Origin of the sequence: Ramlibacter sp., assembly GCF_035627355.1 — a bacterium.
In the GTDB taxonomy this organism is placed as follows: Bacteria; Pseudomonadota; Gammaproteobacteria; order Burkholderiales; family Burkholderiaceae_C; genus Ramlibacter.
On record NZ_DASPLW010000077.1, the window covers coordinates 33253 to 48976 of the forward strand.

A 15724-nucleotide genomic window follows, 5' to 3' on the forward strand; every position below is an offset into this window, starting at 1 on the left:
AGCGCCATGCTCAAGCAGCGCGTCATCACGGCCGTCGTCCTGCTGGCCGTCCTGCTGCCGGCCCTGTTCTGGCCCACGCCCTGGCCGTTCGCCGTGCTGATGCTGCTGGCCATCGCGGCCGGCGGCTGGGAGTTCGCGAGGCTGAACGGCTGCAGCGACGCCGGTTCGGTTTCTCTGGGCCTCCTGTGCGTGGCCTGCTGTGCCGCGGCCTGGGGTGCCGGCTGGCTGGAGCGGCCGCTACCCCTGCTGTGGCTCGCAGCCGGGGCCGCCTGGGTGCTGGCCGGTGGCGCGCTGCTGCGCGCCGGCGTGCGCGGCTGGCCGGGGGTCCCGCGAGCGGTCCGGCTGGCCGGCGGGCTGGCCGCCCTGTGCGTCGCCTGGCTGGCCGTGGTGCAGGCGCGCGTGACCGGCATCAACTTCCTGCTGTCGGTGCTGCTGCTGGTGTGGGTGGCCGATATTGCCGCCTACTTCGCCGGTCGCGCATTCGGCCTGAAGTTCACGCGCAACAAGCTGGCCCCCGCCATCAGCCCCGGCAAGAGCTGGGAAGGCGTGTGGGGCGGCGTGGCCGGCGTGTTGGCGCTGGCCTTCGCCTGGGTGGCCGCCGATGCCCACTGGCAGGTGCAGGTGCCCAGCCTCTATTCCCGGCTGGCGGCGGTCGGTGCCTGGTTCCTGGTGCCGGCCGCGATCTTCCTGGTCGCCATGAGCGTGGTCGGCGACCTGGCCGAATCGCTGGTCAAGCGCAGCGCCGGCGCCAAGGATTCCAGCGGCCTGCTGCCCGGCCACGGCGGCGTGCTCGATCGCGTCGATGCGCTGCTGCCGACGCTACCGCTGGCCATGATGCTGGCTACCTGGGCCCGCCCATGACACGACAACGCCTGGCCATCCTGGGCTCCACCGGCTCGATCGGCGCCAATACGCTGGACGTGGTCGCGCGCCATCCGGACCGCTACGAAGTCGTCGTGCTCAGCGCCGGCTCGCGGGTGGCACCCATGCTGGCGCAGTGCGCGCAGTTCCGCCCCCGCTTCGCGGTGATGGCCGACGCCGCCGCGGCGCGCGAGCTGGCCGACCGCGTCCGGGCCGAGGGCCTGCCGACCACCGTGCTCGGCGGCGATGCCGCGCTGGACGAACTGGTGGTGCGCGACGACGTGGACACCGTGATGGCCGCCATCGTCGGCGCCGCGGGCCTGTCGTCCTGCCTGGCGGCGGCGCGCGCCGGCAAGCGCCTGCTGCTGGCCAACAAGGAGGCGCTGGTCGTCGGCGGCGAGCTGTTCCTGCAGGCAGTGCGCGAGGGCGGCGCCACGCTGCTGCCGATCGACAGCGAGCATTCGGCCATCTTCCAGTCGCTGCCGGAGGATCCCGCTGCCTGGCCACAGCGGGTCGACAAGATCATCCTCACCGCCTCGGGCGGCCCGTTCCGCCGGCGCGCGGTGGAGAGCCTGCGCGAGGTCACGCCCGAGCAGGCGTGCGCGCACCCGAACTGGGTGATGGGGCGCAAGATCTCGGTGGACTCGGCGACCATGATGAACAAGGCGCTGGAGGTGATCGAGGCGCGCTACCTGTTCGGCCTGCCGCCCGAGCGGCTGGAGGTGGTGATCCACCCGCAGAGCGTGATCCACTCCATGGTCCAGTACCGCGACCATTCGGTGGTGGCCCAACTCGGCACGCCGGACATGCGGGTACCCATCGCCTACGGGCTGGCCTGGCCCGAGCGCATCGCCTCGGGCGCCGAGCCGCTGGATTTCACCGCCCTGGCCGACATGAGCTTCGAGTCGCTCGACAGCCACGGCCACCGCGAGCGCTTTCCCGGCCTGCAGCTGGCCTGGGACGCGCTGCGCGGCCCGGCCGGAACCACGGCCGTGCTGAACGCCGCCAATGAAGAGGCCGTAGCCGCGTTCCTGGACCGGCGCATCCGTTTCGACCAGATCCATGCCGTGAACCTTGCAACTTTGGAGTGCGTGCCGCCCTCCAAGCCGCAGGCGCTGGCGGACCTGCTGGCGCTGGACTCGCGTGCCCGCCAGGCGGCGCGGGCCGCCATCGACCAACTGGCCTGAACCGGGGAGGCTGCCCATGCTGACCACCGTCGTTGCCTTCATCGTCGCGCTGGGCCTGCTGGTGGCGGTGCACGAATGGGGGCACTACCGGGTGGCGGTGGCCTGCGGCGTCAAGGTGCTGCGCTTCTCCGTCGGTTTCGGCCACACGCTGTACCGCTGGAAGCCGCGCCGCCAGCGCCCCAACCAGGACACCGAGTTCGTGATCGCCGCGTTCCCGCTGGGCGGCTACGTGAAGATGCTCGACGAGCGCGAAGGCCCGGTGGATCCGCGCGAGCGGCACCTGGCCTTCAACACCCAGCCGCTGCGTTCGCGCGCGATGATCGTCGCCGCCGGCCCGCTGGCCAACCTGCTGCTGGCGGTGCTGCTGTACGCCGGCATCAACTGGTGGGGCGTGCAGGAGCCCCGGCCGGTGCTGGCGCCCCCGGTGGCCGGCTCGGTGGCGCAGCAGGCCGGCCTGCAGGGCGGCGAGACCGTGACCCGGGCCGGCTTCGAGGGCGAACAGCTGGAGCCGGTGCGCTCGTTCGAGCAGCTGCGCTGGCTGCTCACGCGCGGTGCGCTCGATGCGCGCGACGTCCGCCTCGCCATGACGGACGAAGGCCGCCGCGGCGAGCACGAGGTGGTGCTGCCCCTCGGCGCCATCGAATCTCCCGATGCCGACTCGCAGCTGTTCCGCCGCATCGGCCTGGTCGGTCCGCTCACCCGGCCGGTGATCGGCGACGTCGTCGCCGGCGGCGCAGCGCAGCAGGCCGGCCTGCGAAAGGGCGACCTGGTGCTGCGCGTGGGCGGCACGCCGGTCGTGGACGGCCAGCAGCTGCGCGAATGGATCCGGATGCAGGCCGCCACCGGCGAACCGCAGGCAAGCACCTGGCGCGTCGAGCGCGAGGGCCGGGTGATCGAGCTGGCGGTGACGCCGCAGCTGGCCCGGGAAGGGGAGCGCCGCATCGGCCGCATCGGCGCCTTCGTGGGGTCGACGCCGGAGATGGTGGAAGTGCGCTACGGCCCGGTCGACGGGCTGTGGCGCGGGGCCGTGCGCACCTGGGAAGTGTCGGTGCTCACGGTTCGGATGCTGGGCCGCATGGTGATCGGCGAGGCCTCGCTGAAGAACCTGAGCGGACCGCTGACGATCGCCGATTACGCGGGCAAGTCCGCCAGCCTGGGATTGATGCAGTACGTGGTGTTCCTGGCCATGATCAGCGTGAGCCTCGGGGTGCTCAACCTGCTGCCGCTGCCGGTCCTCGATGGGGGGCACCTGATGTATTATCTTTGGGAGGCGGCCACGGGGCGAGGCGTCCCGGACGCGTGGATGGAGAGGCTGCAACGCGGCGGGGTGGCAGTGCTTCTGGTGATGATGACCATCGCACTGTTCAACGACGTCACGCGTCTCTTCGGTTGAACTAGAAGCGGCTCGCAGCAGCCTGCCCCGAAGACGGCGGGGCGATCGGGACTCAATGAAGAATCAAATCAAGCGCATGCGCGCGCGCGCCGTCTTGGGGCTGTCGGCCGCTGCCTTCGCGATCAATGCGTGGGCCGTCGAGCCCTTCACCGTGCGGGACATCCGCGTCGAGGGCCTGCAGCGGGTGGAGCCGGGGACCGTCTTCGCGTCCCTGCCGTTCCGGGTCGGCGACCAGTACAACGACGAGAAGGGATCGGCCGCGATCCGGGCCCTGTTCGGGCTGGGCCTGTTCAAGGACGTGCGTCTGGAAGTCTCGGGCAACGTGCTGGTGGTGATCGTGGAGGAGCGCCCCACCGTGGCCGGCGTGGACTTCGTCGGCGCCCGGGAGTTCGACGAGGACGCGCTGAAGAAGGCGCTGCGCGAGATCGGCCTCACCGAGGGCCGGCCCTACGACCAGGCACTGACCGACCGCGCCGAGCAGGAACTGCGCCGCCAGTACATCAACCGCAGCCTGTACGGCGCCGAGGTGGTGACCACCGTCACCCCGATCGAGCGCAACCGCGTCAACCTCACGTTCAGCATCACCGAAGGCGAGCCGGCCCGCATCAAGGACATCCGCATCGTCGGCAACAAGGCCTTCAGCGAGGGCACGCTCAAGGGCCTGTTCGAGCTGGACACGGGCGGCTGGTTGTCCTGGTACACCAAGTCCGACCGCTACTCGCGCGCCAAGCTCAACGCCGACCTGGAGAGCCTGCGCTCGTACTACCTCAACCGCGGCTTCCTGGAGTTCCGCATCGACTCCACCCAGGTGGCGATCTCGCCGGACAAGCAGGACATCACGATCACGGTCAACGTGACCGAGGGCGAACGCTTCCTGGTCAGCGGCGTCAAGCTGGAAGGCAACTACCTCGGCCGCGAGGAGGAGTTCAAGAGCCTCGTTCGCATCCGCGCCGGCGAGCCCTACAACGCGGAGCAGGTGGCCGAGACCACCCGCAACTTCAGCGACTACTTCGGCAACTTCGGCTACGCCTTCGCCACCGTGGAGGCGCGCCCGGAGATCGACCGCGAGAAGAACCTGGTGGCCTTCACCATCGCCGCGGAACCTTCGCGCCGCGCCTACGTGCGCCGGGTCAACATCTCGGGCAACAACCGCACCCGCGACGAAGTGATCCGGCGCGAGTTCCGCCAGTTCGAGTCGAGCTGGTACGACGCCGACAAGATCCGGCTGTCGCGTGACCGGGTCGACCGGCTGGGCTTCTTCAAGGAGATCAACGTCGAGACGGCGGACGTGCCAGGCGCGCCCGACCAGGTCGACCTGAACATCTCGGTGGTCGAGAAACCCACCGGCAGCCTGCAGCTCTCGGCCGGCTTCTCCAGCGCCGAGAAGCTCGGCCTGGGCTTCTCGATCAAGCAGGAGAACGCCTTCGGTTCGGGCCAGTACCTGGGCGTCGAGGTGAACACCAGCAAGTACAACCGCACGATCGCCTTCACGTCGGTGGATCCGTACTTCACCCAGGACGGCGTGTCGCGCACCCTGGACGTTTACCACCGCAACTCCAGGCCGTACGAGGAGCAGGGCGGCAACTACTCGCTGGCCACCACCGGCGGCAGCATCCGGTTCGGCGTGCCGTTCAGCGAGTTCGACACCGTGTATTTCGGCGCGGGCGCCGAGCGCATGGAGATCCGCCCGGGCACCAACATCCCGGCCGCCTACCTGGCCTACGCCAACACGGCGGGCTTCACCAGCTACAACGTGCCGCTGACCATCGGCTGGTCGCGCGACGACCGCGACAGCGCCATCGCGCCGACCCAGGGCCGGCTGCAGCGCCTGAACGGCGAAGCCAGCCTGTTCGCCGACGGGCGCTACGCGCGCGCGGCCTACCAATACCAGCACTACATCCCGCTGAACAAGCAGTTCACGGTGGCCTTCAACGGCGAGCTGGGCTGGGGCAAGGGCCTGGGCGGACGTCCGTTCCCGGTGCTCAAGAACTTCTATTCGGGCGGCCTGGGTTCGGTGCGCGGCTTCGAGCAGGGCACGCTCGGTCCGCGCGACGTCACCGGCGCCAGCATCGGCGGCTCGCGCAAGATCACCTTGAACGGCGAGCTGTTCACGCCGTTCCCCGGCGCCGGCAACGACCGCACGCTGCGCCTGTTCGGCTTCGTCGACGTGGGCAACGTGTTCGGCGAGAACGAGAAGATGGACTTCGGCCAGCTGCGCGTGTCCACCGGCATCGGCGTCTCGTGGATCTCCCCGATCGGCCCCCTGCGCCTGGCCATCGCGCAGCCGGTGCGCAAGTTCGCCGGCGATAGAATCCAGCGATTCCAATTCCAGATCGGAACCGCATTCTGATGAAGTATCTGAGCCGTCCCATGTGGGCGCTGGTGTGCGCCATTGCCCTTGCCGCGCCCGCGTTCGCGCAGGAATTCAAGGTCGGTTTCGTCAACACCGACCGCATCTTCCGCGAGGCCAACACCGCCAAGCAGGCCCAGTCCAAGCTGGAGCAGGAGTTCTCGCGCCGCGAGAAGGAGCTGGCCGAATTGGGCAACTCGCTCAAGGGCCTGTCCGAGCGCTACGAGCGCGAGGCGCCCACGCTGTCCGAGAGCCAGCGCCAGCAGCGCCAGAAGCAGCTGATCGACCAGGACCGCGAATTCCAGCGCAAGCGCCGCGAGTACCAGGAAGACCTCAACGCCCGCAAGAACGAGGAACTGCAGCAGGTCCTCGAGCGCGCCAACCGCGTGGTCAAGCAGGTCGCCGAGCAGGAGAAGTACGACCTGATCCTGCAGGAAGCGGTCTACATCAACCCCAAGCACGACATCACCGACAAGGTGATCAGGGCGCTGAACGCCGCCAAGTGAGGCCCCCGTGCGGCTGCGACTGGGCGACATCACAGGTTCGCTCGGCGGCGAGCTGCACGGCGACCCTGAAACGGGCATCGAGGGGCTGGCGCCGCTCGAATCGGCCGGCCCTGCCCAGCTGAGCTTCCTCAGCAACCCCCGCTACGGCCAGCAGCTCGCGGCGTCGAACGCCGGCTGCGTCATCGTCGGCCCGGCCATGCGCGAGGCGGCGCTAGCCCGCGGCGCCGCCATCGTCACCGACGACCCCTACCTCTATTTCGCCCGCGTCACCCAATTGTGGAAGTCGCGCCTGGCGCCGCCCGCGGGACCGGCGGTGCACCCCAGCGCCGTGGTGGACCCGCAGGCGCAGGTGGATCCCACCGCCCGCATCGGCCCCCTGTGCGTGGTCGAGCGCGGCGCTCGCATCGGCGCCCACACGGTGCTGAAGTCGCGCGTCACCGTAGGCGAGGGCTGCGTGATCGGCGCGCGCTGCATCCTGCACCCGGGCGTGGTGATCGGCGCCGACGGTTTCGGGTTCGCGCCACGCGCCGGCGAGTGGGAGAAGATCGAGCAGCTGGGCGCGGTGCGCATAGGCGACGACGTGGAGATCGGCGCCAACACCTGCATCGACCGCGGCGCGCTGGCCGACACCGTGATCGAGGACGGCGTCAAGCTCGACAACCTGATCCAGGTCGGCCACAACGTGCGCATCGGCCGCCACACCGCCATCGCGGGCTGCGCCGGCATCGCGGGCAGCGCCACCATAGGCGCGCACTGCACCATTGGCGGCAGCGCCGGCATTTTGGGGCACCTGACCATCGCCGACCACGTGCACGTCTCGTCGTTCTCGCTGGTCACCCGCTCCATCCTCAAGCCCGGCCATTACACCGGCGTGTTCCCCATCGACGAGAATGCCGCCTGGGAGAAGAACGCGGCCTCGCTCAAGCAACTGGCCGCCCTGCGCGACCGCATCCGCGCCCTCGAGAAGAAGTCATGAAGCTCGACATCCACCAGATCCTCAAGCAGCTGCCCCATCGATACCCCATCCTGCTGGTCGACCGCGTCGAGTCGATCGAGCTGGGCAAGAGCATCCGCGCCCTCAAGAACGTCACCATCAACGAGCCGTTCTTCACCGGCCACTTCCCGCACCGGCCGGTGATGCCGGGCGTGCTGATGCTGGAGGCCATGGCCCAGGCGGCGGCGCTGCTGTCCTTCGCCACCCAGGGCGTGACGCCCGACGACAAGACGGTCTACTACTTCGCCGGCATCGACGGCGCGCGCTTCAAGCGGCCGGTGGAGCCCGGCGACCAGCTGGTCATGGACGTCACGCTCGAGCGCGCCAAGGCGGGCATCTACAAGTTCAAGGGCGTCACGCGCGTGGGCGAGGAGGTCGCCTGCGAGGCCGAGCTCATGTGCACCATGCGCACGCTTGCGTGAGAGCCTGAGCATGGGGATCCACCCGACCGCCATCGTGGACCCGCGCGCGCAGGTCGACGCCACGGCAAGCATCGGGCCGTACTCGGTGATCGGCCCGGAGGTGAGGATCGGCGCGCGCACCACGGTGGGCGCGCACGCGGTGATCGAGGGCCGCACCACCATCGGGGAGGACAACCGGATCTTCCACTTCGTCTCGCTCGGCGCCATCCCGCAGGACAAGAAGTACGCCGGCGAGCCCTGCAAGCTGGTGATCGGCGACCGCAACACGATCCGGGAGTTCAGCACCTTCAACATCGGCTCGCCCGGCGGCGGCGGCGTCACCCGCGTCGGCAACGACAACTGGCTGATGGCCTACGTGCACCTGGCGCACGACTGCATCGTCGGCAACAACACCATCTTCGCCAACAACACGCAGCTCGCGGGCCATGTGGAGGTGGGCGACTGGGCCATCCTGGGCGGCTTCACGGTGGTGCACCAGTTCGTGCGCATCGGCGCGCATGGCATGACGGCCATGTGCTCGCTGCTGTTCGCCGACCAGCCGCCCTTCGTGATGAGCCAGGGGCAGCCGGCCCAGGCACGCTCCATGAACTTCGAGGGGCTGCGCCGGCGCGGCTTCTCGGCCGAGCGGATCGGCGCCGTCAAGGCCATGCACAAGGCGCTGTATCGCGACGGGCTGACGCTGGAGCAGGCCCGCGAACGGATCGCCGCCCTGGCGGGCGAGACGCCGTCGGCGGCGGCCGACGTACAGCTCATGCAGGACTTCCTGGCCCGCGTGTCGCCCCAGCGCGGCATCGTCCGGTGACGCCACCGGGCCCGCCGCCCCAGGCCGGCGCGGCGTCGGCTCCTTCCATCGCGATGGTCGCCGGGGAGGCGTCCGGCGACCTGCTGGCCAGCCTGCTGCTGGTCGGCCTGCGGCAACGCTGGCCGCAGTTGCAGGCGGGCGGCATCGGCGGCCCGCACATGGCCGCCGAGGGATTCCAGGCCTGGTGGCCGCACGAGAAGCTGGCCGTCCGTGGTTACGTGGAAGTGCTGCGGCACTACCGCGAGATCGTCGGGATCCGCCGCCAGCTGCGCGACCGGCTGCTGCGCGAGCGGCCCAGCGCCTTCGTCGGCGTCGATGCGCCCGATTTCAACCTGGACCTGGAGCTGCAGCTGCGCGAGCAGCGCATCCGCACGGTGCATTTCATCTGCCCGTCGATCTGGGCGTGGCGGCCCCGGCGCATCGAGAAGATCCGCCGGGCCTGCGACCACGTGCTGTGCATCTTTCCGTTCGAGCCGGCCCTGCTCGCACGCCACGGCGTGCGGGCCACCTACGTGGGCCACCCGCTGGCCGGGCTGATCCCGCTGGAACCCGACCGCGAGGCGGCCCGGGCCCAGCTGGGGCTGGCCGCCGGCGACGAGGTGCTGGCCATCCTGCCCGGCAGCCGCGCGTCGGAGGTGCACTACCTGGCGCAGCCCTTCTTCGAGGCCGCCGTCCTGCTGCGCCAGCGCCGGCCCGGGTTGCGCTTCGTGGTGCCGGCCTTGCCGGCCCTGCGCGCGGCGATCGAAGCCGCGGCCCGCCGCGCCGGCTTGTCGGAAGCGCTGCAGGTGCTCGACGGGCAGTCGCACCTGGCGCTGGCCGCCTGCGACCTGACGCTGATCGCCAGCGGCACTGCCACGCTGGAGGCGGCCCTGTTCAAGCGTCCCATGGTGATCGCCTACCGGATGAACGCGATCAGCTGGCAGGTGATGCGCCGCCAGCAACTCCAGCCCTGGGTGGGCCTGCCCAACATCCTGGCCGGGGAATTCGTGGTGCCCGAGTTGCTCCAGCACGACGCCAACCCGGCTGCACTGGCCGGTGCCGTCTTGGACTGGCTGGAGGCTCCTGCCAGAATGGCGGCCGTGCGGGATCAGTTCACCGTGCTGCACCACCAGTTGCGGCGCGACACGGCCCGACTGGCGACGGATGCGATCGAAAAAGTCATCGAAGCTTGAGCAGGGCCGGCTGGCCTGGGACCCCGTCGGCCTGATGGCCGGCGTGGACGAGGCCGGTCGTGGCCCGCTGGCGGGCCCGGTCGTGGCCGCTGCGGTCATCCTCGATGACGGCAAGCGCATCCGCGGCCTGGCCGACTCCAAGGTGCTGACGCCGCTGGCCCGCGAGCGCCTGTACGACCAGATCATGGACAAGGCGCTGTGCTGCTCGATCGCCCAGGCGAGCGTCGAGGAGATCGACACCCTCAACATCTTTCACGCCACCATGCTGGCCATGAAGCGCGCGGTCGAAGGGCTGCGCCTCAAGCCGGTGAAGGTGCTGGTGGACGGCAACGCGCTGCCGCGCATCGACGTGCTCGCCGAAGCCATCGTCGGCGGCGACGCCAAGGTCAAGGCCATCTCCGCCGCTTCCATCCTGGCCAAGGTCCATCGCGACCGCCTGCTGGCGCAGCTGCACGAGGAATTCCCGCAGTACGGCTTCGCCTCGCACAAGGGCTACAGCACGCGCGAGCACCTGGAGGCGCTGCGGGTGCACGGGGCCTGCCGCCACCACCGCAAGTACTTCAATCCGGTGGCCGTCAGCCTGATGATGGCCGGCAACGATCCCCAGGGCGGCGACCCGCTCGCCGCCGCGGCGTGACCGAACCCGCGCCGGCGGTCATCCGCTCCACCGCCAATCCGCAGTTCAAGGCCTTGCGCCTGCTGGCGCACGACAGCACGGCCTGGCGCAGGCAGGGCCGCGCCTGGCTGGAAGGCGACCACCTGTGCCGCGCGGCGCTGGCGCGCGGCGTGGCCCCTCAGCTGGCGGTGTACGCGGAATCGTGCGATCCGCTGCAGCGCCTGCCGGCTCCGCGCAGCCTGGTGCTGGCCGATCCGCTGTTCGCCGCGCTGAGCAGCCTGGAGTCGCCGGCCCGCATGGGCTTCGTGCTGGAGCTGCCACCGGCGCCGGTGTTCGACTCCGCCGCTGCCACCGTGGTGCTCGACCGCGTGCAGGACGCCGGCAACGTCGGGGCCATCCTGCGCAGTGCCGCGGCGTTCGGGTTCCGCCAGGTGGTGGCGCTGAAGGGATCGGCGTCCCTGTGGTCGCCCAAGGTGCTGCGAGCCGGCATGGGGGCGCACTTCGGGCTGAAGCTGTTCGATGCCGCGGCGCCGTCGCTGGTCGAAGGCTTGTCGGTTCCCCTGCTGGCGACCAGCTCGCATGAGGGTGAGCTGCTGCATCGGGCCACGCTGCCTTGGCCCTGCGGCTGGGTGTTCGGCCACGAAGGGCAGGGCGTCTCGCCGGAACTGGCGGCTCGGGCCGTGGTCCACGTGCGTATCGCCCAGCCCGGCGGCGAGGAATCGCTGAACGTGGCCGCTGCGGCCGCGATCTGCCTGCATGCCAGCGCGGCCACGGCGGCAGATGCCGGCGCGTGAAGCCCTGCCAGCCTGCGTAATCGCAAGCCGCGGGCTATAATCAGAGGCTTTCCCGCAAATCCGTACGCCTAGCGCAGCCGAAGCTCCTTTCCTGAACAAAAGCAACACCGGAACCCGTGTTCCGGCTGTCGTTTGGGCGTACCGTCACCATCCGGAGAACCCAGTGCTTTTGTCTCAACAGGGAGCTCGCCCTGCCGCCCTCCTGGCGCTCGCGGACGGAACGGTCTTTCCTGGTACTTCCATCGGCGCCACCGGCACCGCCACCGGCGAGGTCGTGTTCAACACGGCCATCACCGGTTACCAGGAAATCCTGACCGATCCCAGCTACGCGCGGCAGATCGTCACCCTGACCTACCCGCACATCGGCAACTACGGCGTCAACGAAGAAGACGTCGAAGCGGCGCGGGTGCATGCCGCCGGCCTCGTCATCCGCGACCTGCCGCTGGTCGCGTCCAACTTCCGCACCAGCCTCACGCTGTCCGACTACCTCCGGCGTGAGAACACCGTCGGCATCGCCGACATCGACACTCGCAAGCTCACCCGCCTGCTGCGCACCAAGGGAGCCCAGAACGGCTGCCTGATGGCGCTGGAACCCGGGCAGGAGATCACGCCCGAGATCGTCGACAAGGCCGTGTCGCTGGCCCGCCAGGCGCCGGCCATGAACGGCCAGGACCTGGCCAAGGTCGTCACCGCCGACAAGCCCTATGGCTGGGACCAGACCGAATGGGACCTGGGCACCGGCTACGGCCAGCTGCAGCAGCCCAAGTACCACGTCGTCGCCTTCGACTACGGCGTCAAGAAGAACATCCTGCGCATGCTGGCCGAGCGCGGCTGCAAGGTGACCGTGGTGCCGGCCAGCACGCCCGCGGCCGAGGTGGAGAAGCTCCACCCGGACGGCGTCTTCCTGTCCAACGGCCCCGGCGACCCCGAGCCCTGCGACTACGCGATCGAATCCACGCGCGAGTTGATCGAGGCCGGCTACCCGACCTTCGGCATCTGCCTGGGCCACCAGATCATGGCGCTGGCCTCGGGTGCGAAGACCTACAAGATGAAGTTCGGCCACCACGGCGCCAACCACCCGGTCAAGGACCTGGACAACGGCAAGGTCTCCATCACCAGCCAGAACCACGGCTTCGCCGTGGACGAGAAGTCGCTGCCGGCCAACGTGCGCCCCACGCACGTCTCGCTGTTCGACGGCACCCTGCAGGGCTTCGAGCGCACCGACAAGCCCGCCTTCTGCTTCCAGGGCCATCCGGAAGCCTCGCCCGGCCCCCATGACATCGGCTACCTGTTCGACAAGTTCACCGGCCTGATGGACGCCCGCAAGAAATAGACATGCCCAAGCGCACAGACATCCAGAGCATCCTGATCATCGGCGCCGGGCCCATCGTCATCGGCCAGGCCTGCGAGTTCGACTACTCGGGCGTGCAGGCCTGCAAGGCGCTGCGCGAGGAGGGCTACAAGGTCATCCTGATCAACTCCAACCCGGCGACGATCATGACCGACCCGGCCACGGCCGACGTCACCTACATCGAGCCCATCACCTGGCAGACGGTCGAGAAGATCATCGCCAAGGAAAAGCCCGACGCCATCCTCCCCACCATGGGCGGCCAGACGGCGCTGAACTGCGCACTCGACCTGTGGCGCAACGGCGTGCTGGACAAGCACGGCGTCGAGCTGATCGGCGCCACGCCCGAGGCCATCGACAAGGCCGAGGATCGGCAGAAATTCAAGGAGGCGATGACCAAGATCGGCCTCGGCTCGGCGCGTTCGGGCATCGCCCACTCCATGGACGAAGCCTGGGCGGTGCAGAAGGCCGTGGGCTTCCCCACTGTGATCCGGCCCAGCTTCACGCTGGGCGGCACCGGCGGCGGCATCGCCTACAACCCGGAGGAATTCGAAGTCATCTGCAAGCGCGGCCTGGAGGCCTCGCCCACCAACGAGCTGCTGATCGAGGAATCGCTGCTCGGCTGGAAGGAGTTCGAGATGGAAGTGGTCCGCGACAAGGCGGACAACTGCATCATCATCTGCTCGATCGAGAATCTCGATCCCATGGGCGTGCACACCGGCGACTCGATCACCGTGGCGCCGGCCCAGACGCTGACCGACAAGGAATACCAGATCATGCGCAACGCCTCGCTGGCGGTGCTGCGCGAGATCGGCGTCGACACGGGCGGCTCCAACGTGCAGTTCGCGGTCAACCCGAAGGACGGCCGCATGATCGTGATCGAGATGAACCCGCGAGTGTCGCGGTCCTCGGCGCTGGCGTCCAAGGCCACCGGCTTCCCGATCGCCAAGGTCGCGGCCAAGCTGGCCGTGGGCTACACGCTGGACGAACTGCGCAACGAGATCACCGGCGGCGCCACCCCGGCGAGCTTCGAGCCGACCATCGACTACGTGGTCACCAAGATCCCGCGCTTCGCCTTCGAGAAGTTCCCGCAGGCGGACGACCGCCTCACCACCCAGATGAAGTCGGTGGGCGAGGTCATGGCCATGGGCCGCACCTTCCAGGAGTCGTTCCAGAAGGCGCTGCGCGGGCTGGAGGTCGGCGTCGACGGCATGAACGAGAAGACCCAGGACCGCGAGGTGCTGGAGAAGGAGCTGGGCGAACCCGGCCCCGAGCGCATCTGGTACGTGGGCGACGCCTTCGCTGCCGGCTGGAGCCTGGACGAGGTCCACGACCTGACGAAGATCGACAAGTGGTTCCTGGTGCAGATCGAGGAGATCGTGAAGATCGAGCTCGAGCTGGACCGGATCGCCGAAGCCAAGGGCGAGGGCGCGCTGGCGTCGCTGAGCGAGAAGCCGCTGCGCCTGCTCAAGCGCAAGGGCTTCTCCGACCGCCGCCTGGCCAAGCTGCTCAAGACCACCGACAAGGCGGTGCGCGAGCGTCGCAAGCAGCTGGGCGTGCGACCGGTCTACAAGCGGGTGGACACCTGCGCGGCCGAGTTCGCCACCAACACCGCCTACATGTACTCGACCTACGAGGACGAGTGCGAGGCCGAGCCCACCGACCGCAGGAAGATCATGGTGCTGGGCGGCGGGCCCAACCGCATCGGCCAGGGCATCGAGTTCGACTACTGCTGCGTGCACGCCGCGCTGGCCCTGCGCGAGGACGGCTACGAGACCATCATGGTCAACTGCAACCCGGAGACGGTCTCGACCGACTACGACACCTCCGACCGCCTGTACTTCGAGCCGCTGACGCTGGAGGACGTGCTGGAGATCGTCGACAAGGAAAAGCCCGCCGGGGTGATCGTGCAGTACGGCGGCCAGACGCCGCTGAAGCTGGCGCTGGGCCTGGAGGCCGAGGGCGTGCCCATCATCGGCACCAGCCCCGACATGATCGATGCCGCCGAGGACCGCGAGCGCTTTCAGAAGCTGCTCAACGAGCTGGGCCTGCGCCAGCCGCCCAATGCCACGGCCCGCACCGAGGCCGAGGCGCTGGAGAAGGCGCAGGCGCTGGGCTACCCGCTGGTGGTGCGTCCCAGCTACGTGCTGGGCGGCCGCGCCATGGAGATCGTGCACGAGCAGCGCGACCTGGAGCGCTACATGCGCGAGGCCGTGAAGGTCTCCAACGATTCGCCGGTGCTGCTGGACCGCTTCCTGAACGACGCCACCGAGTGCGACGTCGACTGCCTGTCCGACGGCCGGCGCACCTTCATCGGCGGCGTGATGGAACACATCGAGCAGGCCGGCGTGCACTCGGGCGACTCGGCCTGTTCGCTGCCGCCGTACTCGCTGTCCAAGGCCACGGTCGACGAACTGAAGCGCCAGACCGCCGCCATGGCCAAGGCGCTGAACGTGGTCGGCCTGATGAACGTGCAGTTCGCCATCCAGGAGAGCGAGGCCGGCGACGTGATCTACGTGCTGGAGGTCAACCCGCGCGCCTCGCGCACCGTGCCCTACGTCAGCAAGGCCACCGGCATCCAGCTGGCCAAGGTCGCTGCGCGTTGCATGGTGGGCCAGTCGCTGGACCAGCAGGGCATCGGCGACGAGGTCACGCCGCCGTACTTCAGCGTCAAGGAGGCGGTGTTCCCCTTCGTCAAGTTCCCGGGCGTGGACACCATCCTCGGCCCCGAGATGAAGTCCACCGGCGAGGTGATGGGCGTGGGCAAGACCTTCGGCGAAGCCTTCGTCAAGAGCCAGCTGGGCGCCGGCACCCGGCTGCCGCGACCGACCGACGCGGCAAGGAAGGTGTTCCTGACGGTGAAGAACAGCGACAAGCCGCGTGCGGTGGACATCGCGCGCCAGCTGGCCGCCATGGGCTTCGAGCTGGTGGCCACCAAGGGCACGGCGGCTGCCATCTCCGCGGCCGGCATTCCCTGCCAGACCGTCAACAAGGTCGCCGAAGGCCGGCCCCACGTGGTCGACATGATCAAGAACGACGAGATCGGCATGGTGATCAACACCGTGGAGGAGCGCCGCAACGCCATCGCCGACTCGCGCGCGATCCGCACCTCGGCGCTGCTGGCGCGGGTCACCACCTTCACCACCATCTGGGGCGCCGAGGCGGCCGTGGAAGGCATGAAGTACGTGGACGACCTCGACGTGTATTCCCTGCAGGAACTGCACGCCCAACTGGGGTGACCGGGCCGCGGGCCATCGCGGCCAGCTCCGGCCGGCCGCG

General features: G+C 69.3%; 13 protein-coding genes. All 13 read left to right on the forward strand.

Going from position 1 to position 15724, the window contains the following annotated elements; all coding sequences use genetic code 11:
- The first annotated feature begins 6 nt into the window (after positions 1–6).
- The 13 genes from VEC03_RS18325 (at position 7) to carB (ending at position 15684) form a co-directional block, all read left to right on the forward strand.
- Positions 7–861 (forward strand): phosphatidate cytidylyltransferase, encoded by an 855-nt coding sequence (locus tag VEC03_RS18325; protein WP_324918546.1) that lies wholly within the window; start codon positions 7–9, stop codon positions 859–861.
- A complete protein-coding gene (gene ispC / locus VEC03_RS18330) occupies positions 858–2048 on the forward strand; it encodes a 1-deoxy-D-xylulose-5-phosphate reductoisomerase (RefSeq protein ID WP_324918549.1) in 1191 nt (396 codons plus the stop codon). The genes VEC03_RS18325 and ispC overlap by 4 nt, the downstream gene beginning before the upstream one ends.
- Positions 2049–2064: 16 nt before the next feature.
- Complete coding sequence (gene rseP, locus VEC03_RS18335; protein WP_324918552.1) at positions 2065–3441, forward strand: RIP metalloprotease RseP; 1377 nt, start codon at positions 2065–2067, stop codon at positions 3439–3441.
- 55 nt (positions 3442–3496) lie between these two features.
- A complete protein-coding gene (gene bamA, locus VEC03_RS18340; protein ID WP_324918555.1) occupies positions 3497–5791 on the forward strand; it encodes an outer membrane protein assembly factor BamA in 2295 nt (764 codons plus the stop codon).
- The gene (locus VEC03_RS18345) at positions 5791–6297 is read left to right on the forward strand and encodes an OmpH family outer membrane protein (RefSeq protein WP_324918558.1); all 507 of its coding nucleotides are present in this window, start codon (positions 5791–5793) and stop codon (positions 6295–6297) included. The genes bamA and VEC03_RS18345 overlap by 1 nt, the downstream gene beginning before the upstream one ends.
- A 7-nt stretch (positions 6298–6304) precedes the next feature.
- The gene (gene lpxD / locus VEC03_RS18350) at positions 6305–7273 is read left to right on the forward strand and encodes a UDP-3-O-(3-hydroxymyristoyl)glucosamine N-acyltransferase (protein ID WP_324918561.1); all 969 of its coding nucleotides are present in this window, start codon (positions 6305–6307) and stop codon (positions 7271–7273) included.
- Positions 7270–7713: a 3-hydroxyacyl-ACP dehydratase FabZ gene (gene fabZ / locus VEC03_RS18355; RefSeq protein ID WP_324918563.1), complete on the forward strand. Its 444-nt coding sequence runs from the start codon at positions 7270–7272 to the stop codon at positions 7711–7713. The genes lpxD and fabZ overlap by 4 nt, the downstream gene beginning before the upstream one ends.
- 10 nt (positions 7714–7723) lie before the next feature.
- Positions 7724–8515 (forward strand): acyl-ACP--UDP-N-acetylglucosamine O-acyltransferase, encoded by a 792-nt coding sequence (gene lpxA, locus VEC03_RS18360; protein ID WP_324918567.1) that lies wholly within the window; start codon positions 7724–7726, stop codon positions 8513–8515.
- Between the two features lie 53 nt (positions 8516–8568).
- Entirely contained in the window at positions 8569–9687 is a 1119-nt protein-coding gene (gene lpxB, locus VEC03_RS18365; RefSeq protein WP_324918718.1) for a lipid-A-disaccharide synthase, read from the forward strand.
- Positions 9659–10324, forward strand: a complete 666-nt coding sequence (gene rnhB / locus VEC03_RS18370; protein WP_324918570.1) for a ribonuclease HII — start codon at positions 9659–9661, stop codon at positions 10322–10324. The genes lpxB and rnhB overlap by 29 nt, the downstream gene beginning before the upstream one ends.
- Positions 10321–11097, forward strand: a complete 777-nt coding sequence (locus tag VEC03_RS18375; RefSeq protein ID WP_324918573.1) for an RNA methyltransferase — start codon at positions 10321–10323, stop codon at positions 11095–11097. The genes rnhB and VEC03_RS18375 overlap by 4 nt, the downstream gene beginning before the upstream one ends.
- A 163-nt stretch (positions 11098–11260) precedes the next feature.
- Positions 11261–12430: a glutamine-hydrolyzing carbamoyl-phosphate synthase small subunit gene (gene carA / locus VEC03_RS18380; protein ID WP_324918576.1), complete on the forward strand. Its 1170-nt coding sequence runs from the start codon at positions 11261–11263 to the stop codon at positions 12428–12430.
- 2 nt (positions 12431–12432) lie between these two features.
- Complete coding sequence (carB, locus tag VEC03_RS18385; protein WP_324918579.1) at positions 12433–15684, forward strand: carbamoyl-phosphate synthase large subunit; 3252 nt, start codon at positions 12433–12435, stop codon at positions 15682–15684.
- Positions 15685–15724: the final 40 nt, after the last annotated feature.

What these genes read in the sequence shown, in the direction of transcription:
- VEC03_RS18325 (WP_324918546.1), top strand. Translation starts at nt 7, where the DNA reads ATGCTCAAGCAGCGCGTCATCACGGCCGTCGTCCTGCTGGCCGTCCTG.
- ispC (WP_324918549.1), top strand. Translation starts at nt 858, where the DNA reads ATGACACGACAACGCCTGGCCATCCTGGGCTCCACCGGCTCGATCGGC.
- rseP (WP_324918552.1), top strand. Translation starts at nt 2,065, where the DNA reads ATGCTGACCACCGTCGTTGCCTTCATCGTCGCGCTGGGCCTGCTGGTG.
- bamA (WP_324918555.1), top strand. Translation starts at nt 3,497, where the DNA reads ATGAAGAATCAAATCAAGCGCATGCGCGCGCGCGCCGTCTTGGGGCTG.
- VEC03_RS18345 (WP_324918558.1), top strand. Translation starts at nt 5,791, where the DNA reads ATGAAGTATCTGAGCCGTCCCATGTGGGCGCTGGTGTGCGCCATTGCC.
- fabZ (WP_324918563.1), top strand. Translation starts at nt 7,270, where the DNA reads ATGAAGCTCGACATCCACCAGATCCTCAAGCAGCTGCCCCATCGATAC.
- lpxA (WP_324918567.1), top strand. Translation starts at nt 7,724, where the DNA reads ATGGGGATCCACCCGACCGCCATCGTGGACCCGCGCGCGCAGGTCGAC.
- lpxB (WP_324918718.1), top strand. Translation starts at nt 8,569, where the DNA reads ATGGTCGCCGGGGAGGCGTCCGGCGACCTGCTGGCCAGCCTGCTGCTG.
- rnhB (WP_324918570.1), top strand. Translation starts at nt 9,659, where the DNA reads ATGCGATCGAAAAAGTCATCGAAGCTTGAGCAGGGCCGGCTGGCCTGG.
- carB (WP_324918579.1), top strand. Translation starts at nt 12,433, where the DNA reads ATGCCCAAGCGCACAGACATCCAGAGCATCCTGATCATCGGCGCCGGG.